14 protein-coding genes are annotated in these 17639 nt (G+C 74.2%); 5 read left to right on the forward strand and 9 right to left on the reverse strand.

Features of this window, described 5'->3' with window-relative positions; genetic code table 11:
* The first annotated feature begins 81 nt into the window (after positions 1 to 81).
* The 3 genes from ACF08D_RS21885 (at position 82) to ACF08D_RS21895 (ending at position 4359) form a co-directional block, all read left to right on the forward strand.
* Entirely contained in the window at positions 82 to 837 is a 756-nt protein-coding gene (locus tag ACF08D_RS21885; protein ID WP_392224413.1) for an ABC transporter ATP-binding protein, read from the forward strand.
* Positions 834 to 3719: an FtsX-like permease family protein gene (locus ACF08D_RS21890; RefSeq protein ID WP_392224414.1), complete on the forward strand. Its 2886-nt coding sequence runs from the start codon at positions 834 to 836 to the stop codon at positions 3717 to 3719. Before ACF08D_RS21885 ends, ACF08D_RS21890 begins: the two co-directional genes overlap by 4 nt.
* Positions 3720 to 3816: 97 nt before the next feature.
* Positions 3817 to 4359 (forward strand): bacterial proteasome activator family protein, encoded by a 543-nt coding sequence (locus tag ACF08D_RS21895; RefSeq protein ID WP_392224415.1) that lies wholly within the window; start codon positions 3817 to 3819, stop codon positions 4357 to 4359.
* 237 nt (positions 4360 to 4596) lie between these two features.
* Here the strand turns inward: ACF08D_RS21895 and ACF08D_RS21900 are convergent, their stop codons facing one another.
* The 7 genes from ACF08D_RS21900 to pdhA all read right to left on the reverse strand — a co-directional run bounded on the left by ACF08D_RS21900 (position 4597) and on the right by pdhA (position 12784).
* Positions 4597 to 5583, reverse strand: coding sequence for an NAD(P)H-quinone oxidoreductase (locus ACF08D_RS21900; protein WP_392224416.1), 987 nt, complete (start codon positions 5581 to 5583; stop codon positions 4597 to 4599).
* Between the two features lie 10 nt (positions 5584 to 5593).
* Positions 5594 to 6652, reverse strand: a complete 1059-nt coding sequence (locus tag ACF08D_RS21905; RefSeq protein ID WP_392224730.1) for a potassium channel family protein — start codon at positions 6650 to 6652, stop codon at positions 5594 to 5596.
* A 20-nt stretch (positions 6653 to 6672) separates the two neighbouring features.
* On the reverse strand, positions 6673 to 8046 hold the full coding sequence (locus ACF08D_RS21910; protein ID WP_392224417.1) for a molybdopterin molybdotransferase MoeA: 1374 nt from the start codon (positions 8044 to 8046) through the stop codon (positions 6673 to 6675).
* A complete protein-coding gene (locus tag ACF08D_RS21915; protein ID WP_392224418.1) occupies positions 8043 to 9008 on the reverse strand; it encodes an NTP transferase domain-containing protein in 966 nt (321 codons plus the stop codon). The genes ACF08D_RS21910 and ACF08D_RS21915 overlap by 4 nt, the downstream gene beginning before the upstream one ends.
* Before the next feature lie 230 nt (positions 9009 to 9238).
* Positions 9239 to 10636, reverse strand: a complete 1398-nt coding sequence (locus tag ACF08D_RS21920; RefSeq protein WP_392224419.1) for a dihydrolipoamide acetyltransferase family protein — start codon at positions 10634 to 10636, stop codon at positions 9239 to 9241.
* Positions 10636 to 11649: an alpha-ketoacid dehydrogenase subunit beta gene (locus ACF08D_RS21925; protein WP_392224420.1), complete on the reverse strand. Its 1014-nt coding sequence runs from the start codon at positions 11647 to 11649 to the stop codon at positions 10636 to 10638. Before ACF08D_RS21925 ends, ACF08D_RS21920 begins: the two co-directional genes overlap by 1 nt.
* 1 nt (position 11650) lies before the next feature.
* Positions 11651 to 12784, reverse strand: coding sequence for a pyruvate dehydrogenase (acetyl-transferring) E1 component subunit alpha (gene pdhA / locus ACF08D_RS21930; RefSeq protein ID WP_392224421.1), 1134 nt, complete (start codon positions 12782 to 12784; stop codon positions 11651 to 11653).
* 197 nt (positions 12785 to 12981) lie between these two features.
* Between pdhA and ACF08D_RS21935 the strand changes: the two genes are divergently transcribed.
* On the forward strand, positions 12982 to 13494 hold the full coding sequence (locus ACF08D_RS21935; RefSeq protein WP_392224732.1) for an Lrp/AsnC family transcriptional regulator: 513 nt from the start codon (positions 12982 to 12984) through the stop codon (positions 13492 to 13494).
* A gap of 66 nt (positions 13495 to 13560) precedes the next feature.
* Here the strand turns inward: ACF08D_RS21935 and ACF08D_RS21940 are convergent, their stop codons facing one another.
* Positions 13561 to 14157 carry a TetR/AcrR family transcriptional regulator gene (locus ACF08D_RS21940; RefSeq protein WP_392224422.1) on the reverse strand — a complete coding sequence of 199 codons (597 nt, stop codon included), beginning with the start codon at positions 14155 to 14157 and terminating at the stop codon, positions 13561 to 13563.
* On the reverse strand, positions 14154 to 15686 hold the full coding sequence (locus ACF08D_RS21945; RefSeq protein ID WP_392224423.1) for a 3-hydroxyacyl-CoA dehydrogenase: 1533 nt from the start codon (positions 15684 to 15686) through the stop codon (positions 14154 to 14156). The genes ACF08D_RS21940 and ACF08D_RS21945 overlap by 4 nt, the downstream gene beginning before the upstream one ends.
* Before the next feature lie 123 nt (positions 15687 to 15809).
* Between ACF08D_RS21945 and paaN the strand changes: the two genes are divergently transcribed.
* Positions 15810 to 17504: a phenylacetic acid degradation protein PaaN gene (paaN, locus tag ACF08D_RS21950; protein ID WP_392224424.1), complete on the forward strand. Its 1695-nt coding sequence runs from the start codon at positions 15810 to 15812 to the stop codon at positions 17502 to 17504.
* Positions 17505 to 17639: the final 135 nt, after the last annotated feature.

Here is a 17639-nt window from a genome sequence, read left to right on the forward strand (position 1 = left end):
CCATCCGACCCATCCGCTCCGCACGCCCGCGCCGCCCGTCCGTCGCGCCGCACGCGTACGCCCTAAGGGGGACCCCTCTCCATGTCATCGCCATCGCCTTCGCCAACGCCCGACCGCCCCGTCCTCCAGCTCCAGCAGGTGGCCCGGGTGCACGGCTCCGGGGCCACCGAGGTGCACGCCCTGCGCGGGATCGACCTCGACGTCCACCCCGGTGAACTCGTCGCCGTCATGGGCCCCTCCGGCTCCGGCAAGTCCACGCTGCTCACCATCGCGGGCGGCCTCGACACCCCCAGCTCCGGGCGGGTGATCGTGGAGGGCACCGACATCACCGCCGCCGACCGGAAGACCCTCGCCGCGCTGCGCCGCCGCAGCATCGGGTACGTCTTCCAGGACTACAACCTCATCCCGGCGCTCACCGCCGCCGAGAACGTCGCCCTCCCCCGCGAACTGGACGGCACCTCCGCCCGCAAGGCGCGCACCGAGGCCGTCGCCGCGCTGGAGGAGATGGGCCTCGGGCACCTGGCCGACCGGTTCCCCGACGAGATGTCCGGCGGCCAGCAGCAGCGCGTGGCGATAGCCCGGGCGCTGGTCGGCGACCGGCGGCTGGTGCTCGCCGACGAACCGACCGGTGCCCTCGACTCCGAGACCGGCGAGTCCGTGCTCGCGCTGCTGCGCGCCCGGTGCGACGCGGGAGCGGCGGGCGTGCTGGTCACGCACGAGCCGCGGTTCGCCGCCTGGGCGGACCGGGTGGTGTTCCTCCGGGACGGCGCGGTGGTCGACCAGACCATCCGTACCGACGCGGACTCCCTCCTCACGGGCCCGGCGGCCGAGCGGTGAACAACTGGTTCCACTCATGGCGCGCCGCGGTGCGCATCGCCCGCCGCGACGCCTGGCGCAACAAGGGCCGCAGCGTCCTCGTCCTGGCCATGATCGCCCTGCCGATCCTCGGGGTCAGCGCGGCCGATCTGACGCTCCGCAGCTCCGAGCTGTCCGCCCAGGAGAAGGTGGCCCGCTCCATCGGCGCCGCCGACGCCCGGCTGACCGACCCCCGGTACGGCGGGACCCCGATCCACCAGCACCCGCTGCAGGAAGACTCCATGCCGGTGGGCGACTTCGAGAACAAGCCGTGGCCCGACGGCCCCACGGACGTCAGGAAGGCCGTCCCGGCGGGCTCCACCGTGCTGGAGGACTCCACCGGCGCCGGCAAGCTCCGGACCGCCCACGGGCTGCTCCCGAGCGACATCCGGGAGCTGAGGGCCGCCGACCCGATGGCCCGGGGGATCATGACCCTGCGCGACGGCCGCTTCCCGCAGAAGGCGGACGAGGTCGCCGCGACCACGCACTTCCTGGAGTCCAGCGGTCTGGGCATCGGCTCCACCGTCGCCGCACGCGGCCTGGACCGGGAGTACCGGATCGTCGGCTCGTACGAGCTGCCCGACCAGCTGAAGACCGACCAGGTCAACGCGCTGCCCGGGGCCTTCCTCGACCCGCTGGGCAAGGCGCTGGAGGCGGCCGGGGAGTCCGGCGTGGGCAAGAGCACCACGTACCTGCTCACGCTGCCGCGCGCGGCGGGCGCCGACGGTGCCGGCGGCTCCTCCGGCGGTTTCACGTGGAACATGGTCAAGGAGGCCAACGCCAAGGGCGTCGTGGTGATCTCCCGGGCGGTCGCGCTCGACCCGCCGGCCGACTCCGAGGTGCCGCTGTTCCAGCAGGAGGGCTGGGGCGACTACGGCGACAGCACCGCCGCCAAGGCCGCCGCCCTCGCCGCCGCCGGTACCGTCGTGGGCCTGGCCATGCTGGAGATCTGCCTGCTGGCCGGTCCCGCCTTCGCCGTCGGCGCGCGGCGCTCGCGGCGCCAGCTCGGGCTGGTGGGGGCCAATGGCGGTGACCGCCGGCACATCCGGTCCATCGTGCTGGCCGGCGGCCTGGTCATCGGCTTCGCCGCGGCCGTGGTCGGCACGGTGCTCGGCCTGATCCTCGCCTTCACGCTCCAGCCGGTGCTGGAGGACTCCTTCGGCCGGCGCTTCGGCGCCTTCGACGTCCGGCCGCTCGAACTGCTCGGCATCGGCCTGCTCGCCGTGCTGACCGGTCTGCTCGCCGCCGTCGTGCCCGCCGTCACGGCATCCCGCCAGACCGTGCTCGCCTCGCTCACCGGCCGCCGCGGGGTGCGCCGCAGCAGCCGCGTCCTGCCCGTCGTCGGCCTGGTCGCCGTCCTCGCGGGCGCCGCGATCGCGCTGTACGGGTCGGTGGTCTCCGACCAGTTCGCCATCGTCGCGGGCGGCAGCGCCCTCGCCGAGCTGGGTGTGGTCGCCATGGCCCCCGCCCTGGTGGGCCTCTTCGGCAGGGCCGGGCGGTGGCTGCCGCTGTCGCCGCGCCTCGCGCTGCGGGACGCGGTGCGCAACCGGGGGCGTACGGCCCCGGCGGTCGCGGCGGTGCTGGCCGCCGTCGCCGGTACGGTCGCCGTCGCCACGTACCAGGCGAGCAGCGACGCCCAGGAGCGGGCGGCGTACGAGGCCCGGCTGCCGCACGGCGCGGTGTACGTCACGGTCGGGGAGAACGGCGGCCGGGACGTCCCGGTGGTGCGCGACACCGTGCAGAAGAACCTGCCGGTCGAGGTGCGCGCCGATGTGGACCGGATCGTGGTGGGCAGGTCCACCTGCGAGATGTACGGCGACGGCAAGGACTGCGGCCGCCACGAGATCGTCACCCCGCCGGCCAACCAGTGCCCGCTGTGGGTGAGCACCCCCGACGGCTCCGACCCCGCCGAGAAGTACACCAAGGAGGAGCGCCGCCGGCTCGCCAAGGACTGGCGCTGCGCGGACACCCCGGGCATGGCGTACACCGAGACGGGTCTCGTCGTCGCCGACGAGAAGCTGCTGAAGGTGCTGGAGATCGAGGACCCGGGCGCGGCGAAGGCGCTGGCCGACGGCAAGGTCGTGGTCTTCTCCCGGACCATGGTCGGTCCCGGCTCCACGGTGGGCATCAAGCTGATCACCGACACCGCGAAGGCCGACGAGGCCATGGCCGCGGGCAAGGAAGCCCCCGGCAGGGTCGCGTCCCTGCCCGCCTACCAGACGCCCCCGGGCACCCAGGCGTACGGCCTGTCGGGCATCGTGCCGCCGGCCGTCGCCAAGGCGGCGGGCCTCACGACGGTGCCGTTCGGCGCCTTCTACTCGACCGACCGGATGCCGACCACGGAACAGCGGCAGAAGCTGGACAACGAGCTCGCCGAGACGGGTGCCGGTGCCGAACTCCACCTGGAGGAGGGCTTCGTCAGCGAGAACAGCATCGTGCTGCTGTCGCTGACCGTCTTCGCCGGCCTCATCACCATCGGTGCCGCCGGTATCGCCACCGGCCTCGCCCAGGCCGACGCCGAGGCGGACCTGAAGACCCTGGCGGCGGTCGGTGCCCCGCCGCGCGTCCGCCGGACCCTGAGCGGCTTCCAGTGCGGGGTGGTCGCCGTGATGGGCGTGGTGCTCGGCTCGGCGGCGGGCGTGCTGCCCGCGGTCGGGCTGCGGCTGACCGAGCAGCGCCAGCAGATGCACTGGTACGAGCAGGCACTCGACCACGGCGGGCTGATGGACGTCCCGCAGGTCCCGATCGTCATCCCGTGGGCCACGCTCGCCGCCCTGCTGGTCGCCGTCCCCGTCGGCGCCGCCCTCCTGGCCGCCCTGGTGACCCGCTCGCGCGGCGCCGTGGCCCGCCGCGAGGCGGCGTAACGGCGTCCGGGCCGGTTCGTGCCCCCGTACGAGGGTGGATCACCCCCGTACGGGGGCAGACCGTGTGATGACGCACCTGTGCGAGAGAATGGCTGGCATGGAGATGCCGAGGAATGAACGGTCGCACGAGAACCCTCAGATCCTGGTCGTGGGCCAGGACGGGATGGCGCTCGGCGGCAGTGACGGTGACGACGAGTCGCGCGAGGTCCCGGTGACGGAGATGGTCGAACAGCCCGCCAAGGTCATGCGCATCGGCAGCATGATCAAGCAGCTTCTGGAAGAAGTCCGCGCGGCTCCTCTCGACGAGGCCAGCCGGGTCCGCCTGAAGGAGATCCACGCCGGCTCGGTGAAGGAGCTGGAGGACGGTCTGGCTCCGGAGCTGGTCGAGGAGCTGGAGCGGCTCTCCCTGCCCTTCACCGATGAGGCGATCCCGTCCGAGGCGGAGCTGCGCATCGCCCAGGCCCAGCTGGTGGGCTGGCTGGAGGGGCTGTTCCACGGCATCCAGACGGCGCTGTTCGCCCAGCAGATGGCGGCGCGCGCCCAGCTGGAGCAGATGCGGCGCGCGCTGCCGCCCGGCGCGCCGACCGATGACGACGACGAGCGGGGACACGGCGCCATCCGCTCCGGGCCGTACCTGTAGGTCCATCGGGCCGGGATTCTGGGGACGGGTCCCGGCCCGCATGGCCTCTCCGGCCCGACCGGGCCCGGCGCGCACCCTGCGACGCCGGGCCCTTCGCCGTGTCCGGGGCCATCGTGTCCCGGGCCTGGGCCGTGTGGCCGGGGTCTTGGCCGCCGTGTCCGGGGCTTTGGCCGCCGTGTCCGGGGTCTTGGCCGCCGTGTCCGGGGCCTTCGCCGTGTCCGGCCCTTCGCCGTGGGTTCAGGCGGCGGGAGTGGTGAGCAGGATCTTGCCGACGTGCGGGCCGGCCTCCAGGGCCCGGTGGGCCTCCGCCGCCTCCGCCATGGGGAGCGTCCGGTCCACCACGGGCCGGACCGTGCCCGCGCCGATCAGCGGCCAGACATGCTCCCGTACGGCGGCGATGATCGCCGCCTTCTCGTCCAGGGGCCGCATCCGCAGGGACGTCGCCGTCACGGCGGCGCGCTTGCTCAGCAGGGCGCCGAGGTCCAGTTCGCCCTTGCGGCCGCCCTGGAGGCCGATCACGGCGAGGCGGCCGTTCACGGCCAGCGCCTTCACGTTCCGCTCCAGGTACTTGGCGCCCATGATGTCGAGGATGACGTCCGCGCCCGCGCCGTCGGTGGCCTTGTGCAGTTCCTCGACGAAGTCCTGCTGCCGGTAGTCGATCAGGATGTCCGCGCCCAGCTCCGCGCAGCGCGCCAGCTTCTCCGGGCTGCCCGCCGTGACCGCGACCCGGGCGCCCACCGCCTTGGCGAGCTGGACGGCCATGGTGCCGATGCCGCTGGCGCCGCCGTGGACCAGGAACGTCTCGCCCGGGCGCAGGTGCGCCACCATGAAGACGTTCGACCACACCGTGGCGGTCACCTCGGGCAGCGCCGCCGCCGTGACCAGGTCCACCCCGTCCGGCACGGGCAGCAGCTGCCCCACCGGCACGGCGACCTTCTCGGCGTACCCGCCGCCCGACAGCAGCGCGCACACCTCGTCGCCGACCGCCCAGCCGGCCACGCCGGGTCCGAGAGCCACGATCCGGCCCGCGCATTCGAGGCCGGGGTAGGGCGACGCACCGGGCGGCGGGTTGTAGAAGCCCTGGCGCTGGAGCACATCGGCACGGTTGACGGCGCTCGCCGCCACCTCGACGAGGACCTCGCCCTCGCCGGGTTCGGGATCCGGCACCTCGGCCCAGACGAGCGCCTCGGGGCCACCGGGTTCGGGAATCGTGATCGCATGCATGGCCGCGAGGCTACTCCGGGGGCGGGCTCAGCGGCGGGACGCTCCGCGCCCGGACGATGGTGATCAGACGGTCCGTCAACTGGAGCGGGCTGGCGGCCGGATCGTCGTACCCGAGCAGCCGGTGACCGCGCAGGACGCTGATGACCAGGTCGTCCGTCTCGCGGACGCTCTTGCCCACCTCGGCCTTTATCACCGGCCGTTCGACCAGGTCCAGGCCGCTGCCCTGCTGGATCAGGTCCTCCATCACCGTGCCCGCGCTGGGGCTCAGCACCGACAGGCCGAGCAACCGGCCGGCCGCGCTCGCGCTGGTGATCACCGCGTCGGCCCCGGACTGGCGCAGCAGGGGGGCGTTCTCCTCCTCCCGCACCGCGGCGACGATCTTCGCGGTCCGGTTGAGCTGGCGGGCCGTCAGGGTGACCAGGACGGCGGTGTCGTCGCGCTGGGTGGCGATGACGATCTGCCGGGCCCGCTGCACCTCCGCGCGCAGCAGGACGTCGCTGCGGGTCGCGTCACCGATGACGCCGGTGAAGCCGTCCGCGTTCGCCGTCTCGACGACCTTGCCGCTCGGGTCGACGATGACGATCTGTTCCTTCTTCAGACCGGTGGCGCACAGCGTCTGGATCGCCGACCGGCCCTTGGTGCCGAAGCCGATGATGACGGTGTGGTCACGCAAGGTGGACCTCCAGCGGTTGAGCCGCCACTCCTCGCGGGTCCGTTGAGTGAGGACTTCGAGAGTGGTACCGACCAGGATGATCAGGAAGAGCACGCGCAGCGGTGTCACCAGCAGGACGTTCACCAGCCGCGCGCTGTCGCTGTGCGGAACGATGTCACCGTAGCCCGTCGTCGACAGGGTCACGGTCGCGTAGTAGACGGCGTCGAGGAAGTCGACCGACTCGTCGGCGTTGTCGTGGTAGCCGCCGCGGTCGATGTAGACGATCATCACGGTCAGCGCGAGGACGAACAACGCCATCAGCAGCCGCGCGCCCACCTGGCGCAGGGGCCGCTGGAGGATGGGGTTCGGCAGCCGGATCTGCCCGCCGACGAGCTGTTCCTCGGCCCGCCGGGCCATCGCGTCTTGGCCGGGAAGTTTCACGTGAAACACTCCTCGTCGCTCGCCGCCCAGGGCAGGTCGAGAATTTCCAGTACGTCGCCGGCCCGGGCGCCGCCCGGCGGGACGACGGCGAGCCCGTCCGCCGCGGCGATCCCCCGCAGCATGGCGGGCCCGTTGTAGCGCAGCGGTACGACGTACGGAAAACGGCTTTCGCCGCGCGGGGTGGACCGGGAGGTGGCCGGCGCCGGGGGCAGGGCCACCGGGACGAGCCGGGTGTCATGGGGATGACCCGGCACCGCGTCGCGGACGGCCGCCCGGTGCGGAGCGCGGCCCCGGCGCCCCCCGAGGCCCCGCAGCAGGGGCTCGGCGAGGGTGAGCAGCCCGGACACGGCGGCGAGCGGGTTGCCCGGCAGGCCGACCAGGTACCGGGCCGGGGCCAGGCGGGCGAGCAGCATCGGATGGCCGGGCCGGACCGCCACGCCGTCCACCAGCAGCTCGGCGCCCGCCTTGAGCAGGACGGGGTGGACATGGTCGACCGGCCCGGCCGCGGTGCCGCCGGTGGTGATCACCACGTCCGCCTCCGAGCCGCTCAGCGCGGCGTGCAGCGCGTCGGCGTCGTCCCCGATGCGCCGTGTGCTCCGCACCTCGGCGCCCAGGGCGCGGAGCCAGGGGGCGAGCATGGGGCCGAGGGCGTCCCGGATGAGCCCGTCGTGCGGGAGGCCGGTCGTGAGCAGCTCGTCGCCGAGGACCAGGACCTCGACGCGCGGGCGGGTGGCCGTGGGGAGGTCGTCGTACCCAGCCGCGGCGGCCAGGCCGAGGACGGCGGGGGTGACGGGCGTTCCGGCGGGCAGCAGTGCGTCGCCGGAGCGGCACTCCTGGCCGCGCGGGCGGATGTCCTGGCCGTGGGTGACGTCCCGCAGCGCGTGCAGCTGCCCGGCCGTGTCGGTGCGGGAGTGTTCGCTGCGGATCACCGCGGTGGCGCCGGACGGGACACGGGCGCCGGTGGCGATCCGTACCGCTTCGCCGTCGTCCAGCGGTGCCGCCGCCGCGTGCCCGGCCAGGACGGAACCGTCCTCGCGGACGCGCCAGGGGCCGGGTCCTGCGACGGCCCACCCGTCCATGGCCGAGGTGTCGAAGGACGGCAGGTCGGTGAGCGCGGTCAGCGGCCGGGCCAGCACTCCGCCCAGCGCGTCGGCGAGGGGGGTCTGCCGGGCGCGGGGCGGATGGCCGCCGCCCAGGCGGGCGGCGAGGGAACGGGCCCGCGCCCAGGGCGCGGCCTCGTGCCGCTCCCGGTTCCGCCCCTGGCTTCCGTCCTGGTCCCGGTCCTTTTGGCCTTCCCGGTCCCGGTCCCGGTCCCGGGGTCCGACCAGGGCGAGGGCTTCGTCGACGCCGTCGTCGTCCGGATCGGTCATCCGGCGCCGCTCCCGGAGCCGGCGCCCGGGGCGTCGGGTTCGGTGCCGGTGCCGGTGCTGGGGCCGGTGCCGGTGGAGCCCGTGGATCCCGTGGATCCCGTGGATCCCGTGGCGCCGTCCGCCTCGTCCGCCCAGCGGCCGGCGAGCGCCGAGACCGTACGGGCGGCCTCCGCCACGGCGTCGGAGACGGCGGCGGGCCCGCCCCCGGCGGCCCGGGCGGCGGCGTACCCGATCAGGAAGGTGGTCAGGGGCGCGGCGGGGCGGGCGACACCGTGGGCGGCGTCACGAGCCAGGTCGAGCAGGACGCCGGTGTCGACGTCCAGCTCGATGCCCAGCTCGTCCTTGACTGCGGTGATCCATTCGTCCAGCACGGTCCCATGCTCCCTGATCCTGGCCCGGGCCGTGGCGATGTCCTCCCAGGTGTCGCAGTCGAAGGAGGCCAGCGGCGCGCTGGGGACCCGGCGCACGTCCAGCTCCTGGATCAGGAGGCGCAGCGGCAGGCCGGTCAGGGAGCCGTGTTCGGCGGCGAGCAGGGCGAGTTCACGGCGGAGGGGCTCGGTGCGGTACGCGGCGACCAGCGGCTGGTCGCGCCCGTCGGGGTCGACGGAGAGCACGCCCTCGGCGCCGCCGTCCGCCAGGGCGTCCACCAGCGCCCGTACACCGTCCGCGCGGAGGAACGGCAGGTCGCCGCTGAGCACGACCACGGTGTCGGCCTCCACGTGCCGGAGCCCGGCCGCAAGGGCGGCCGGCGGGCCGCTGCCGGCGGGCTGCTCGCGGGTCCAGACGACGGGCCGCGCGGTGGCCCTGCGCCCGCCCACGACGACGGTGCGGCCGGCCTCCCGGCCGGCGCTCAGCACACGGTCGAGCAGCGACCGCCCGCCGATGCTCACGCCCGGCTTGTCCACGCCGCCGAGCCGCCTGGCGGCACCCCCGGCGAGCACGACGACGTCAAATGGGGTCACGGCACCAGTATCCCCAGGCCCCTCGCCCCGCCCACGCCCGGGGCGGCCGCGCCCCGGAGGGCGGCCCGGTGGCGGCCGGGACCCGTGGCGGCGGGCACCAGAGGGCGGCCCGGTGGCGACCGGGCCCCGGTGGCGGCCGGGCCCCGTGGCGGCCGGGCGCCGGACTCCACGGGGCGGGAAGGCCCCGGCTGTGCCGTCGCCCGGGGCCCGGCCCTACGGGTGAGGGTGCGTCACAGGGTGCGCAGCAGCACCGCCGGGTGCTCGACGCAGTTCGCGACGTACCGCAGGAAGCCGCCCGCCGTGCCGCCGTCGCACACCCGGTGGTCGAAGGTCAGGGAGAGCTGGACGACCTGCCGCACGGCCAGTTCGCCCTGGTGGACCCAGGGCTTGGGGACGATGCGGCCGACGCCCAGCATCGCCGCCTCCGGGTGGTTGATGATCGGGGTCGAGCCGTCGACGCCGAACACCCCGTAGTTGTTCAGGGTGAACGTCCCGCCCGTCAGCTCGGCCGGTGTCAGCGTCCCGGTGCGGGCGGCCTCCGTCAGGCGGGCGAACTCGGCCGTCAGGGACTCCGCCGTGCGGCCGTGGGCGTCCCGGACGACCGGCACGACCAGGCCCCGGTCGGTCTGCGCGGCGAACCCGAGATGCACCTCGGGCAGCCGCACGATCTCCCGCGCGGCCATGTCCACCCGGGAGTTGAGCTCCGGGTGCCGGGCCAGGGCGGCCACACAGATCCGGGCGAGCAGGGCCAGCAGCGAGATCTTCGGACCGCCCGCGGCGTTCATCGCGGCCCGCGCGGCCATCAGCTCGGTGGCGTCCGCGTCCACCCAGCAGGTGGCGTCGGGGATCTCGGTCCGGCTGCGGGACAGCTTGTCGGCGACGGCTCCGCGTACCCCGCGCAGCGGCACCCGCTCACCGGCACCGGTGGCCGGGGCGGCGGAGGCACCGGCCTTGACGGGTGCGACGGGTGCGGCGGGTGTGGCGAGCGCGGCCACGGCCCGCTCCACGTCGGCCCGCAGGATGAGCCCGTCGGGCCCGGAGCCCCGCAGCTGCCGCAGGTCGAGGCCCTTCTCCCGGGCGAGCTTCCGCACCAGCGGCGAGACCACCGGGACCGGCCCCTCGGACGGCGCCGGGATCACCGGGGGCGCCACCGGCGCGGCCGGTGCCGTGGCCGTCGCGACGGCCGCGGGGGCTGTCGCCGGGACGGCCCCGTCCCGCTTGACCCGCCGGCGGCGGGCGGCCGGGGCGGCCGTGCCGTACCCGACGAGCACGTTCCCGGAGCCCTCGCCGGACGCCGCCGCGCCGCCCCCCGTACCGGCAGCGGAGGTACCCGTCTCGGTGGCGGCGTCGGCGCCGGGCGCGCCGGGGGCGTCCGCCGCGGTGGCGCCCACGGCGACCGTCAGCAGTGGGGCGCCGACCGGCAGTTCCGTACCCTCCTCGCCGAACCGCGCGGTCACCACGCCCCCGTAGGGGCAGGGCACCTCGACCATCGCCTTGGCCGTCTCCACCTCGACGACCGGCTGGTCGATCGCGACGACGTCCCCGACGTCCACCAGCCAGCGCACGATCTCCGCCTCGGTGAGCCCCTCACCGAGGTCCGGCAGCTTGAACTCCAGTACCTGCGCCATCAGTTCTCCGCCTCCCACTGGAGCCGCTCCACCGCGTCCAGGATCCGGTCCACTCCCGGCAGGTGGTGGCGCTCCAGCATCGGCGGCGGGTACGGGATGTCGAACCCGGCGACCCGCAGCACCGGCGCCTCCAGGTGGTGGAAGCACCGCTCGGTGACCCGTGCCGCGATCTCCCCGCCGGGGCCGCCGAAGCCGGACGACTCGTGCACGACGACGGCCCGCCCCGTGCGCCGCACGGACGCGCAGACCGTCTCGTCGTCGAAGGGCACCAGCGACCGCAGGTCGACGACCTCCAGTTCCCGGCCCTCCGCGTGCGCGGCCTCGGCCGCCTCCAGGCAGACGGGCAGGGACGGCCCGTAGGTGATGAGCGTGGCGTCGCGGCCGGTGCGCCGCACCACGGCGCGCCCTATCGGCTCGACCGGCTCGGGCGCCTCGGGCGTCCAGTCGGACTTCGACCAGTAGAGCCGCTTGGGCTCCAGGAATACGACCGGGTCGTCGGAGGCGATCGCCGCCCTCAGCAGCCCGTACGCGTCGGCGACCGTCGCGGGCGTGACGACATGGAGCCCCGGAGTCGCCATGTAGTACGCCTCGGACGAGTCGCTGTGGTGCTCGACGCCGCCGATGCCGCCGCCGTACGGCACCCGGACGACGATCGGCAGCGGCATCGCGCCGCGCGTCCGGTTCCGCATCCGGGAGACATGGCTGATCAGCTGCTCGAAGGCCGGGTAGGCGAAGGCGTCGAACTGCATCTCGACCACCGGTCGCAGGCCGTACATCGCCATGCCGACGGCCGTGCCGAGGATGCCCGCCTCGGCGAGCGGGGTGTCCGTGCAGCGGTCCTCGCCGAACTCCTTGGCGAGCCCGTCGGTGACCCGGAAGACCCCGCCGAGCGTGCCGACGTCCTCGCCCATGACATGGACGGACGGGTCCTCGGCCATCGCGTCGCGCATGGCGCGCTGGAGCGCCTGCGCCATGGTGGCGGGCTTGGTCGCCGGCTTCGCCACGGTGGTCATCTCACGCCTCGCTCTCGGCGTCGAGCTCGGCGCGCAGCTGGGCGGCCTGCTCCCGCAGTTGTGCCGTCTGTTCCGCGTACACGTGGGCGAACAGGTCCATCGGGTCGAGCTCCGCGTCGGCGTTCATCCGCTCCCGCAGTCGTGCGGCCATCGACTCCGCCTCGTCGGCCACCTGCCGCTTCCCGTCCTCGTCGAGGAGGCCGCGGCCGGTCAGCTCGCGCTCCAGCAGCAGGACCGGGTCGTGGGCGCGCCACGCCTCGACCTCGCTCTGCCCGCGGTACCGGGTGGCGTCGTCGGCGTTGGTGTGGGCGTCGATGCGGTACGTCACGGCCTCCACGAGCGTGGGGCCGCCGCCGCGCCGGGCGCGGGCGACCGCCTCGGAGAGCACCTGGTGCACGGCCGGAGCGTCATTGCCGTCCACGAGCCGGCCGGGCATGCCGTAGCCGACGGCCTTGTGGGCCAGCGAGGGGGCCGCCGTCTGCTTGGCGAGCGGCACGGAGATCGCGAAGCCGTTGTTCTGCACGAGGAAGACGACCGGGGCGCGCCAGACCGCCGCGAAGTTCAGCGCCTCGTGGAAGTCGCCCTCGCTGGTGCCGCCGTCGCCGACCATGGCGAGGGCCACCACGTCGTCGCCCTTGAGGCGGGCGGCGTGGGCCAGCCCGACGGCGTGCGGCAGCTGGGTGGCGAGCGGGGTCGACAGCGGGGCGATCCGGTGCTCGCGGGGGTCGTAGCCGGTGTGCCAGTCGCCGCGCAGCAGGGTGAGCGCCTCGACCGGGTCGAGGCCGCGCGCGACGGCGGCGAGGGTGTCGCGGTAGGACGGGAAGAGCCAGTCGCGGTCCTCCAGCACCAGGGCGGCGGCGACCTCGCACGCCTCCTGTCCGGTGCTCGACGGGTAGACCGCGAGCCGGCCCTGCTTGGTGAGGGCCGTGGCCTGGGTGTTGTACCGGCGGCCGCGGACCAGCTCGGTGTAGAGCCTGCGCAGCAGCCCGGGGGCGAAGCCGGCCGCGGCGTCCGTGCCCAGCACCCGGTGGGGCTCGGGGTCCGGGAGCAGCGGCGCCGGGTCGGTGAGCGGCTTCCACTCCGGGGGCGGGGTGGGCCGGTGGGAAGCGGCACCGGGCAGCTCTTGGACCGTCATGACAGCACCTCCTCATGGGAGCGGGCATAAGACCCGAAGGGGGGCGCTGGTGTGACGCGCCTCACCTACCGATTGTTCGGTCGTGGCGGCATTTTGGCTACAGGCGCCTTCCGTCTGTGGACAAACGGTTCTCCACAGCATGGGATGGAGACAGGTCGTCCATGGATGAGAGGCGGGGGGACATGGCAGCTGAACAAATGGCCGACGGCAGGGAACCGGAGCGGCCGGGCGACGACCAGCAGGCGCCGCCGCGCCCGCTGGACGCGATCGACCGCGACATCCTGCGGATCCTCCAGACGGATGGCCGCGCCTCGATACGGGCCGTCGCGGACCGTGTCCATGTGTCACGTGCCAACGCGTACGCGCGGATCAACCGGCTCATCGAGGACGGGGTGATCCGGGGCTTCAGCGCCCGCGTCAACCACGAGCGGGCGGGCCAGGGCGCCTCCGCGTACATCACGCTGAAGATCGTGCAGAACTCGTGGCGCACGGTCCGCGAGCAGCTCAGGGCGCTGCCGGGCGCGGCGCACATCGCCCTGGTCAGCGGTGACTTCGACGTGCTGCTGCTGGTGCACACGCCGGACAACCGCACCCTGCGGGAGCTGGTCCTCACCCGGCTGCAGTCGATCCCCGAGGTGCTCTCGACGCGCACCCTGCTCGTCTTCGAGGAGACCGATCTCAACCGGCGCGCGCTGACCGACGAGAGCTGACCGCCGAGAACCGAGGAGGGCCGGCGGAAGCCGGGAGCAGCGCCGGCGAAATGACGGGGAGGGCCGTCAGGGTCCGGTGCGCCGCAGGCCGTCGAAGGCCAGGTGGACGACCGTCTCTACCACCTGGCGCCGCTCGCCGTCCCCGCCGGGCTGGGGCCGGTACCACTCCACCAGCGAGTTGACCATGCCGAAGAGCAGCCGGGTGGCCAGCCGTATGTCCACGTCGGTCCGCAGGTCACCGTCCGCGGCGGCGGCCTTGAGCAGGTCGGCGACCCGGTGGTCAAACTCGCGGCGGCGGTCGAGCGCCCACCGCTCGGTCGTGGTGTTGCCCCGTACGCGCAGCAGGAGCGTCACATAGGGCAGCTCGTCCATCAGGACCTCGACGGTGCGCCGGGTGACGTACTCGACCCGCTCGATGGCGCGGCCGCGAGTGGCGCCGGGCTCGTCGAGGACGGCGAAGAGGCCGTCCAGGGCGCGGCTGACGGCGCGCCGCAGCAGCTCCTCCTTGCCGGCGACATGGTGGTAGATCGAGGACTTGGAGATTCCGGCCGCCTTGGAGAGGTGCTCCATGGACGTGCCGTCGTAGCCGCGTTCGTTGAAGACCCGGACGGCGACGGACAGCAGCGTCTCGGGGGTGTAGGTGTCGCGCTTGGCGGTGGTCATCGGCTTTCCTGGTCCTTCATCGCGGCCCTCTCCTCGTACTCACGGCGTACGACGCCGAGACAGGGGGCGTAGCGGCCGGTCGGGTAACGCGTGTGCAGGGAGCCGAGCAGGTCGGACACCGTCTCGTAGCCGAGCCTGGCGGCCCATTCGAAGGGGCCGGCCGGGTAGTTCACGCCGAGGCGCATGGCGGTGTCGATGTCGTCCGCCGACGCGACGCCGCGGTCGACGGCGTCCACGGCGAGGTCCACCAGCATCGCGACCGTGCGGGCGACGATCATCCCCGGGACGTCGCCGATGACCGTGACCTCCTTGCCGAGGGCCTGGAAGAGGCCGACGGCCTCCTGGAGGGTCTCGGGCGAGGTGGTCGGGGCGGTGGCGAGGGCGATCCTGGTCGCGGTCGTGTAGTCGTGGGCGAGGTCGAAGTAGACGATCTCCTCGCCGTCGTACTCGAAGACCGCCTCGCCGTCCGCGAGGGTGAGGTGCCCGCCGCCCGGCAGGGCGATGTGGTGGCCGCGCCGGTGGCGCCGGACCTTGATGCCCGCCGCTTCGATCATGGGGACGAGGGGCTCGGCGTGGCCGAGGCCGCCGTGGACGGTGACCTTGTCGGGAGCGGGCGCCGGGGCCTCGGTGGGCACGACCGGCCGCTGGGCGCCCTCGTCGTACGCGTACCAGCCCCGGCCGGTCTTGCGTCCCAGCCGTCCCGACTCGACCAGGCGCCGCTGGGCGAGGGACGGGGTGAACTTCGGGTCGTGGTGGAAGGACTCCCACACGGAGCGGGTGACGGCCTCGTTGACGTCCTGCCCGATCAGGTCGGTCAGCTCGAAGGGGCCCATCCGGAAGCCGCCGCTCTCGCGCAGCACGGCGTCGATCGTCGCCGGGTCGGCGGCCCGCTCCTCGTACAGGCGCAGCGCCTCCGCGTAGAAGGGGCGGGCGATGCGGTTGACGATGAACCCCGGGGTGTCGGCGCAGCGCACCGGGGTCTTGCCCCACGCGGCCACCGTGTCGTACGCGCGCGTGGCGGCCGTCTCGTCGGTGGCGAAGCCGCTGACGACCTCGACCAGCGGCAGGAGCGGCGCCGGGTTGAAGAAGTGGAGGCCGACGAACCGGCCGGGCAGCCGCAGCCCGCCCGCGACGGCGGTGACGGAGAGCGAGGAGGTGTTGGTGGCGAGCAGGCAGTCGTCGGCGACGGTCTTCTCCAGCTCGGCGAACAGCTCGCGCTTGACCGGCAGCGCCTCCACCACGGCCTCGATCACGAGGGCGGCGTCGGCGAGGCCGGAGAGGTCGTCCGCGACCTGCAGGCGGGCGACGGCCGCGTCGCGCTCCTCCGGCGTCATCCGGCCCTTCTCGACCAGCCGGCCGAGCCGCCCCGCGAGGGCGTCGGCGGCCTGCCGGGCGCGGCCGGGCCCGGCGTCGTGGAGGCGCACCGGATGGCCGGCGACCAGCGCGACCTGGGCGATGCCCTGCCCCATGGTCCCGGTGCCCACGACGGCGACGGCGCGGTCCCGCGCGATGGCCATGTTGTCGGTCATGACAGTGATCCTCCCCGATGAGTTGTCCACAGGTTCGGGAGGCCCCCTTGTCCCGACCGATCGTTCGGTTACTCTAGCCCTGTCCGCCTGTCCCTGCCCAGCTCGACGAGGAGTTGGTCCGCCATGGCCGCCGCTCAGCTCACCACCGACCACCTGACCGAGAGGCACCGCTCCACGCTGGAACAGGCCCTCGAAGCCATCCGCACCCGGGCCTACTGGTCCCCGCACCCCGAGCACCCCAAGGCGTACGGGGAGGACGGCTCGCTGAGCGCCGCCGAGGGGCTCCAGGCGCACCGGGCGACCCTCGGCACCCGCTTCGAGCTGGACCAGCCGGGCACGGACGACTGGACGGGCGGCGAGGTCTCCCCGTACGGCCCGGAGCTGGGCGTGGAGTATCCGCACGCCGACGTGGACGTCCTGCTGCCCGCGATGCGCGCCGGCATGGGCGCCTGGCGCGACGCCGGGCCCGAGACCCGCGCCCTGGTCTGCCTGGAGATCCTGTCCCGGATCAGCGCCCGCACCCACGAGTTCGCGCACGCGGTGATGCACACCAGCGGGCAGGCGTTCATGATGGCGTTCCAGGCGGGCGGGCCGCACGCGCAGGACCGCGGCCTGGAGGCGGTGGCGTACGCGTACGCGGAGCAGGTCCGCACCCCGCTGGTCGCCGACTGGTCGAAGCCGCAGGGCAAGCGCGACCCGCTGGAGCTCCGCAAGGCGTTCACCCCCGTGCCGCGCGGCATCTCCCTGCTGATCGGCTGCAACACCTTCCCCACGTGGAACGGCTATCCGGGCCTGTTCGCCTCCCTCGCCACCGGCAACCCGGTGCTGGTCAAGCCGCACCCGCGCGCCGTGCTCCCGCTGGCGCTGACGGTCCGGGTGGCGCGCGAGGTGCTCGCCGAGGCGGGCTTCGACCCGAACCTGGTGGCGCTCGCCGTCGAGCGGCCGGGCGAGGGCATCGCCAAGGACCTGGCCGTCCGGCCGGAGATCCGGATCATCGACTACACCGGCTCCACCTCCTTCGGAGACTGGCTGGAGGCCAACGCCCGGCAGGCGCAGGTCTACACGGAGAAGGCCGGCGTCAACACGGTCGTCGTCGACTCGACCGACGACTACCGGGGGATGCTGTCCAACCTGGCCTTCTCGCTCTCCCTCTACAGCGGCCAGATGTGCACCACCCCGCAGAACCTGCTGATCCCCCGGGACGGGATCACCACCGAGGACGGACCCAAGTCGTACGACGAGGTGGTCGCCGACCTCGCCGCCTCGGTGGGCGGGCTGCTCGGCGACGACGCCCGGGCGAACGCCCTGCTGGGCGCGATCGTCAACCCCGACGTCCGGGCCCGGCTGGAGTCGGCCCCCGGGCTCGGCGAGGTGGCCCTGGCCTCGCGCGAGGTGGCCAACCCCGACTTCCCCGACGCCGTCGTGCGGACGCCCGTCCTGGTCAAGCTGGACGGCTCCAAGCCCGACGCGGAGGCGGTGTACATGTCGGAGTGCTTCGGCCCCGTCGCCTTCGCCGTGTCCGTCGAGTCGACGGGTGGCGCGCTGGAGCTGCTGCGGCGCACGGTGCGCGAGAAGGGCGCGATGACGGTCGGCGCGTACACCACCTCGCCGGACGTCGAGCGGGCCGTGGAGGAGGTATGCCTGGAGGAGTCGGCCCAGCTGTCGCTGAACCTGACGGGCGGGGTGTACGTGAACCAGACGGCGGCGTTCTCCGACTTCCACGGTTCGGGCGGCAACCCGGCGGCCAACGCCGCACTGTGCGACAGCGCCTTCGTGGCCAACCGGTTCCGGGTCGTCGAGGTGCGCCGCCCGGCGTGACGCGACAGGACGCCGGCCCCTGAGCGGGCGCCCGCCCGGGTGACACGACCGACCCCCGGGCGGGCGCCGTCCGCCGCCGGGACGGGCACAGCGGGGACGGGCAGGGCGGGGAGGGCAGGGCCGGGACGGGACGGG

Source organism: Streptomyces sp. NPDC015131, from assembly GCF_043079975.1.
GTDB lineage: Bacteria > Actinomycetota > Actinomycetes > Streptomycetales > Streptomycetaceae > Streptomyces.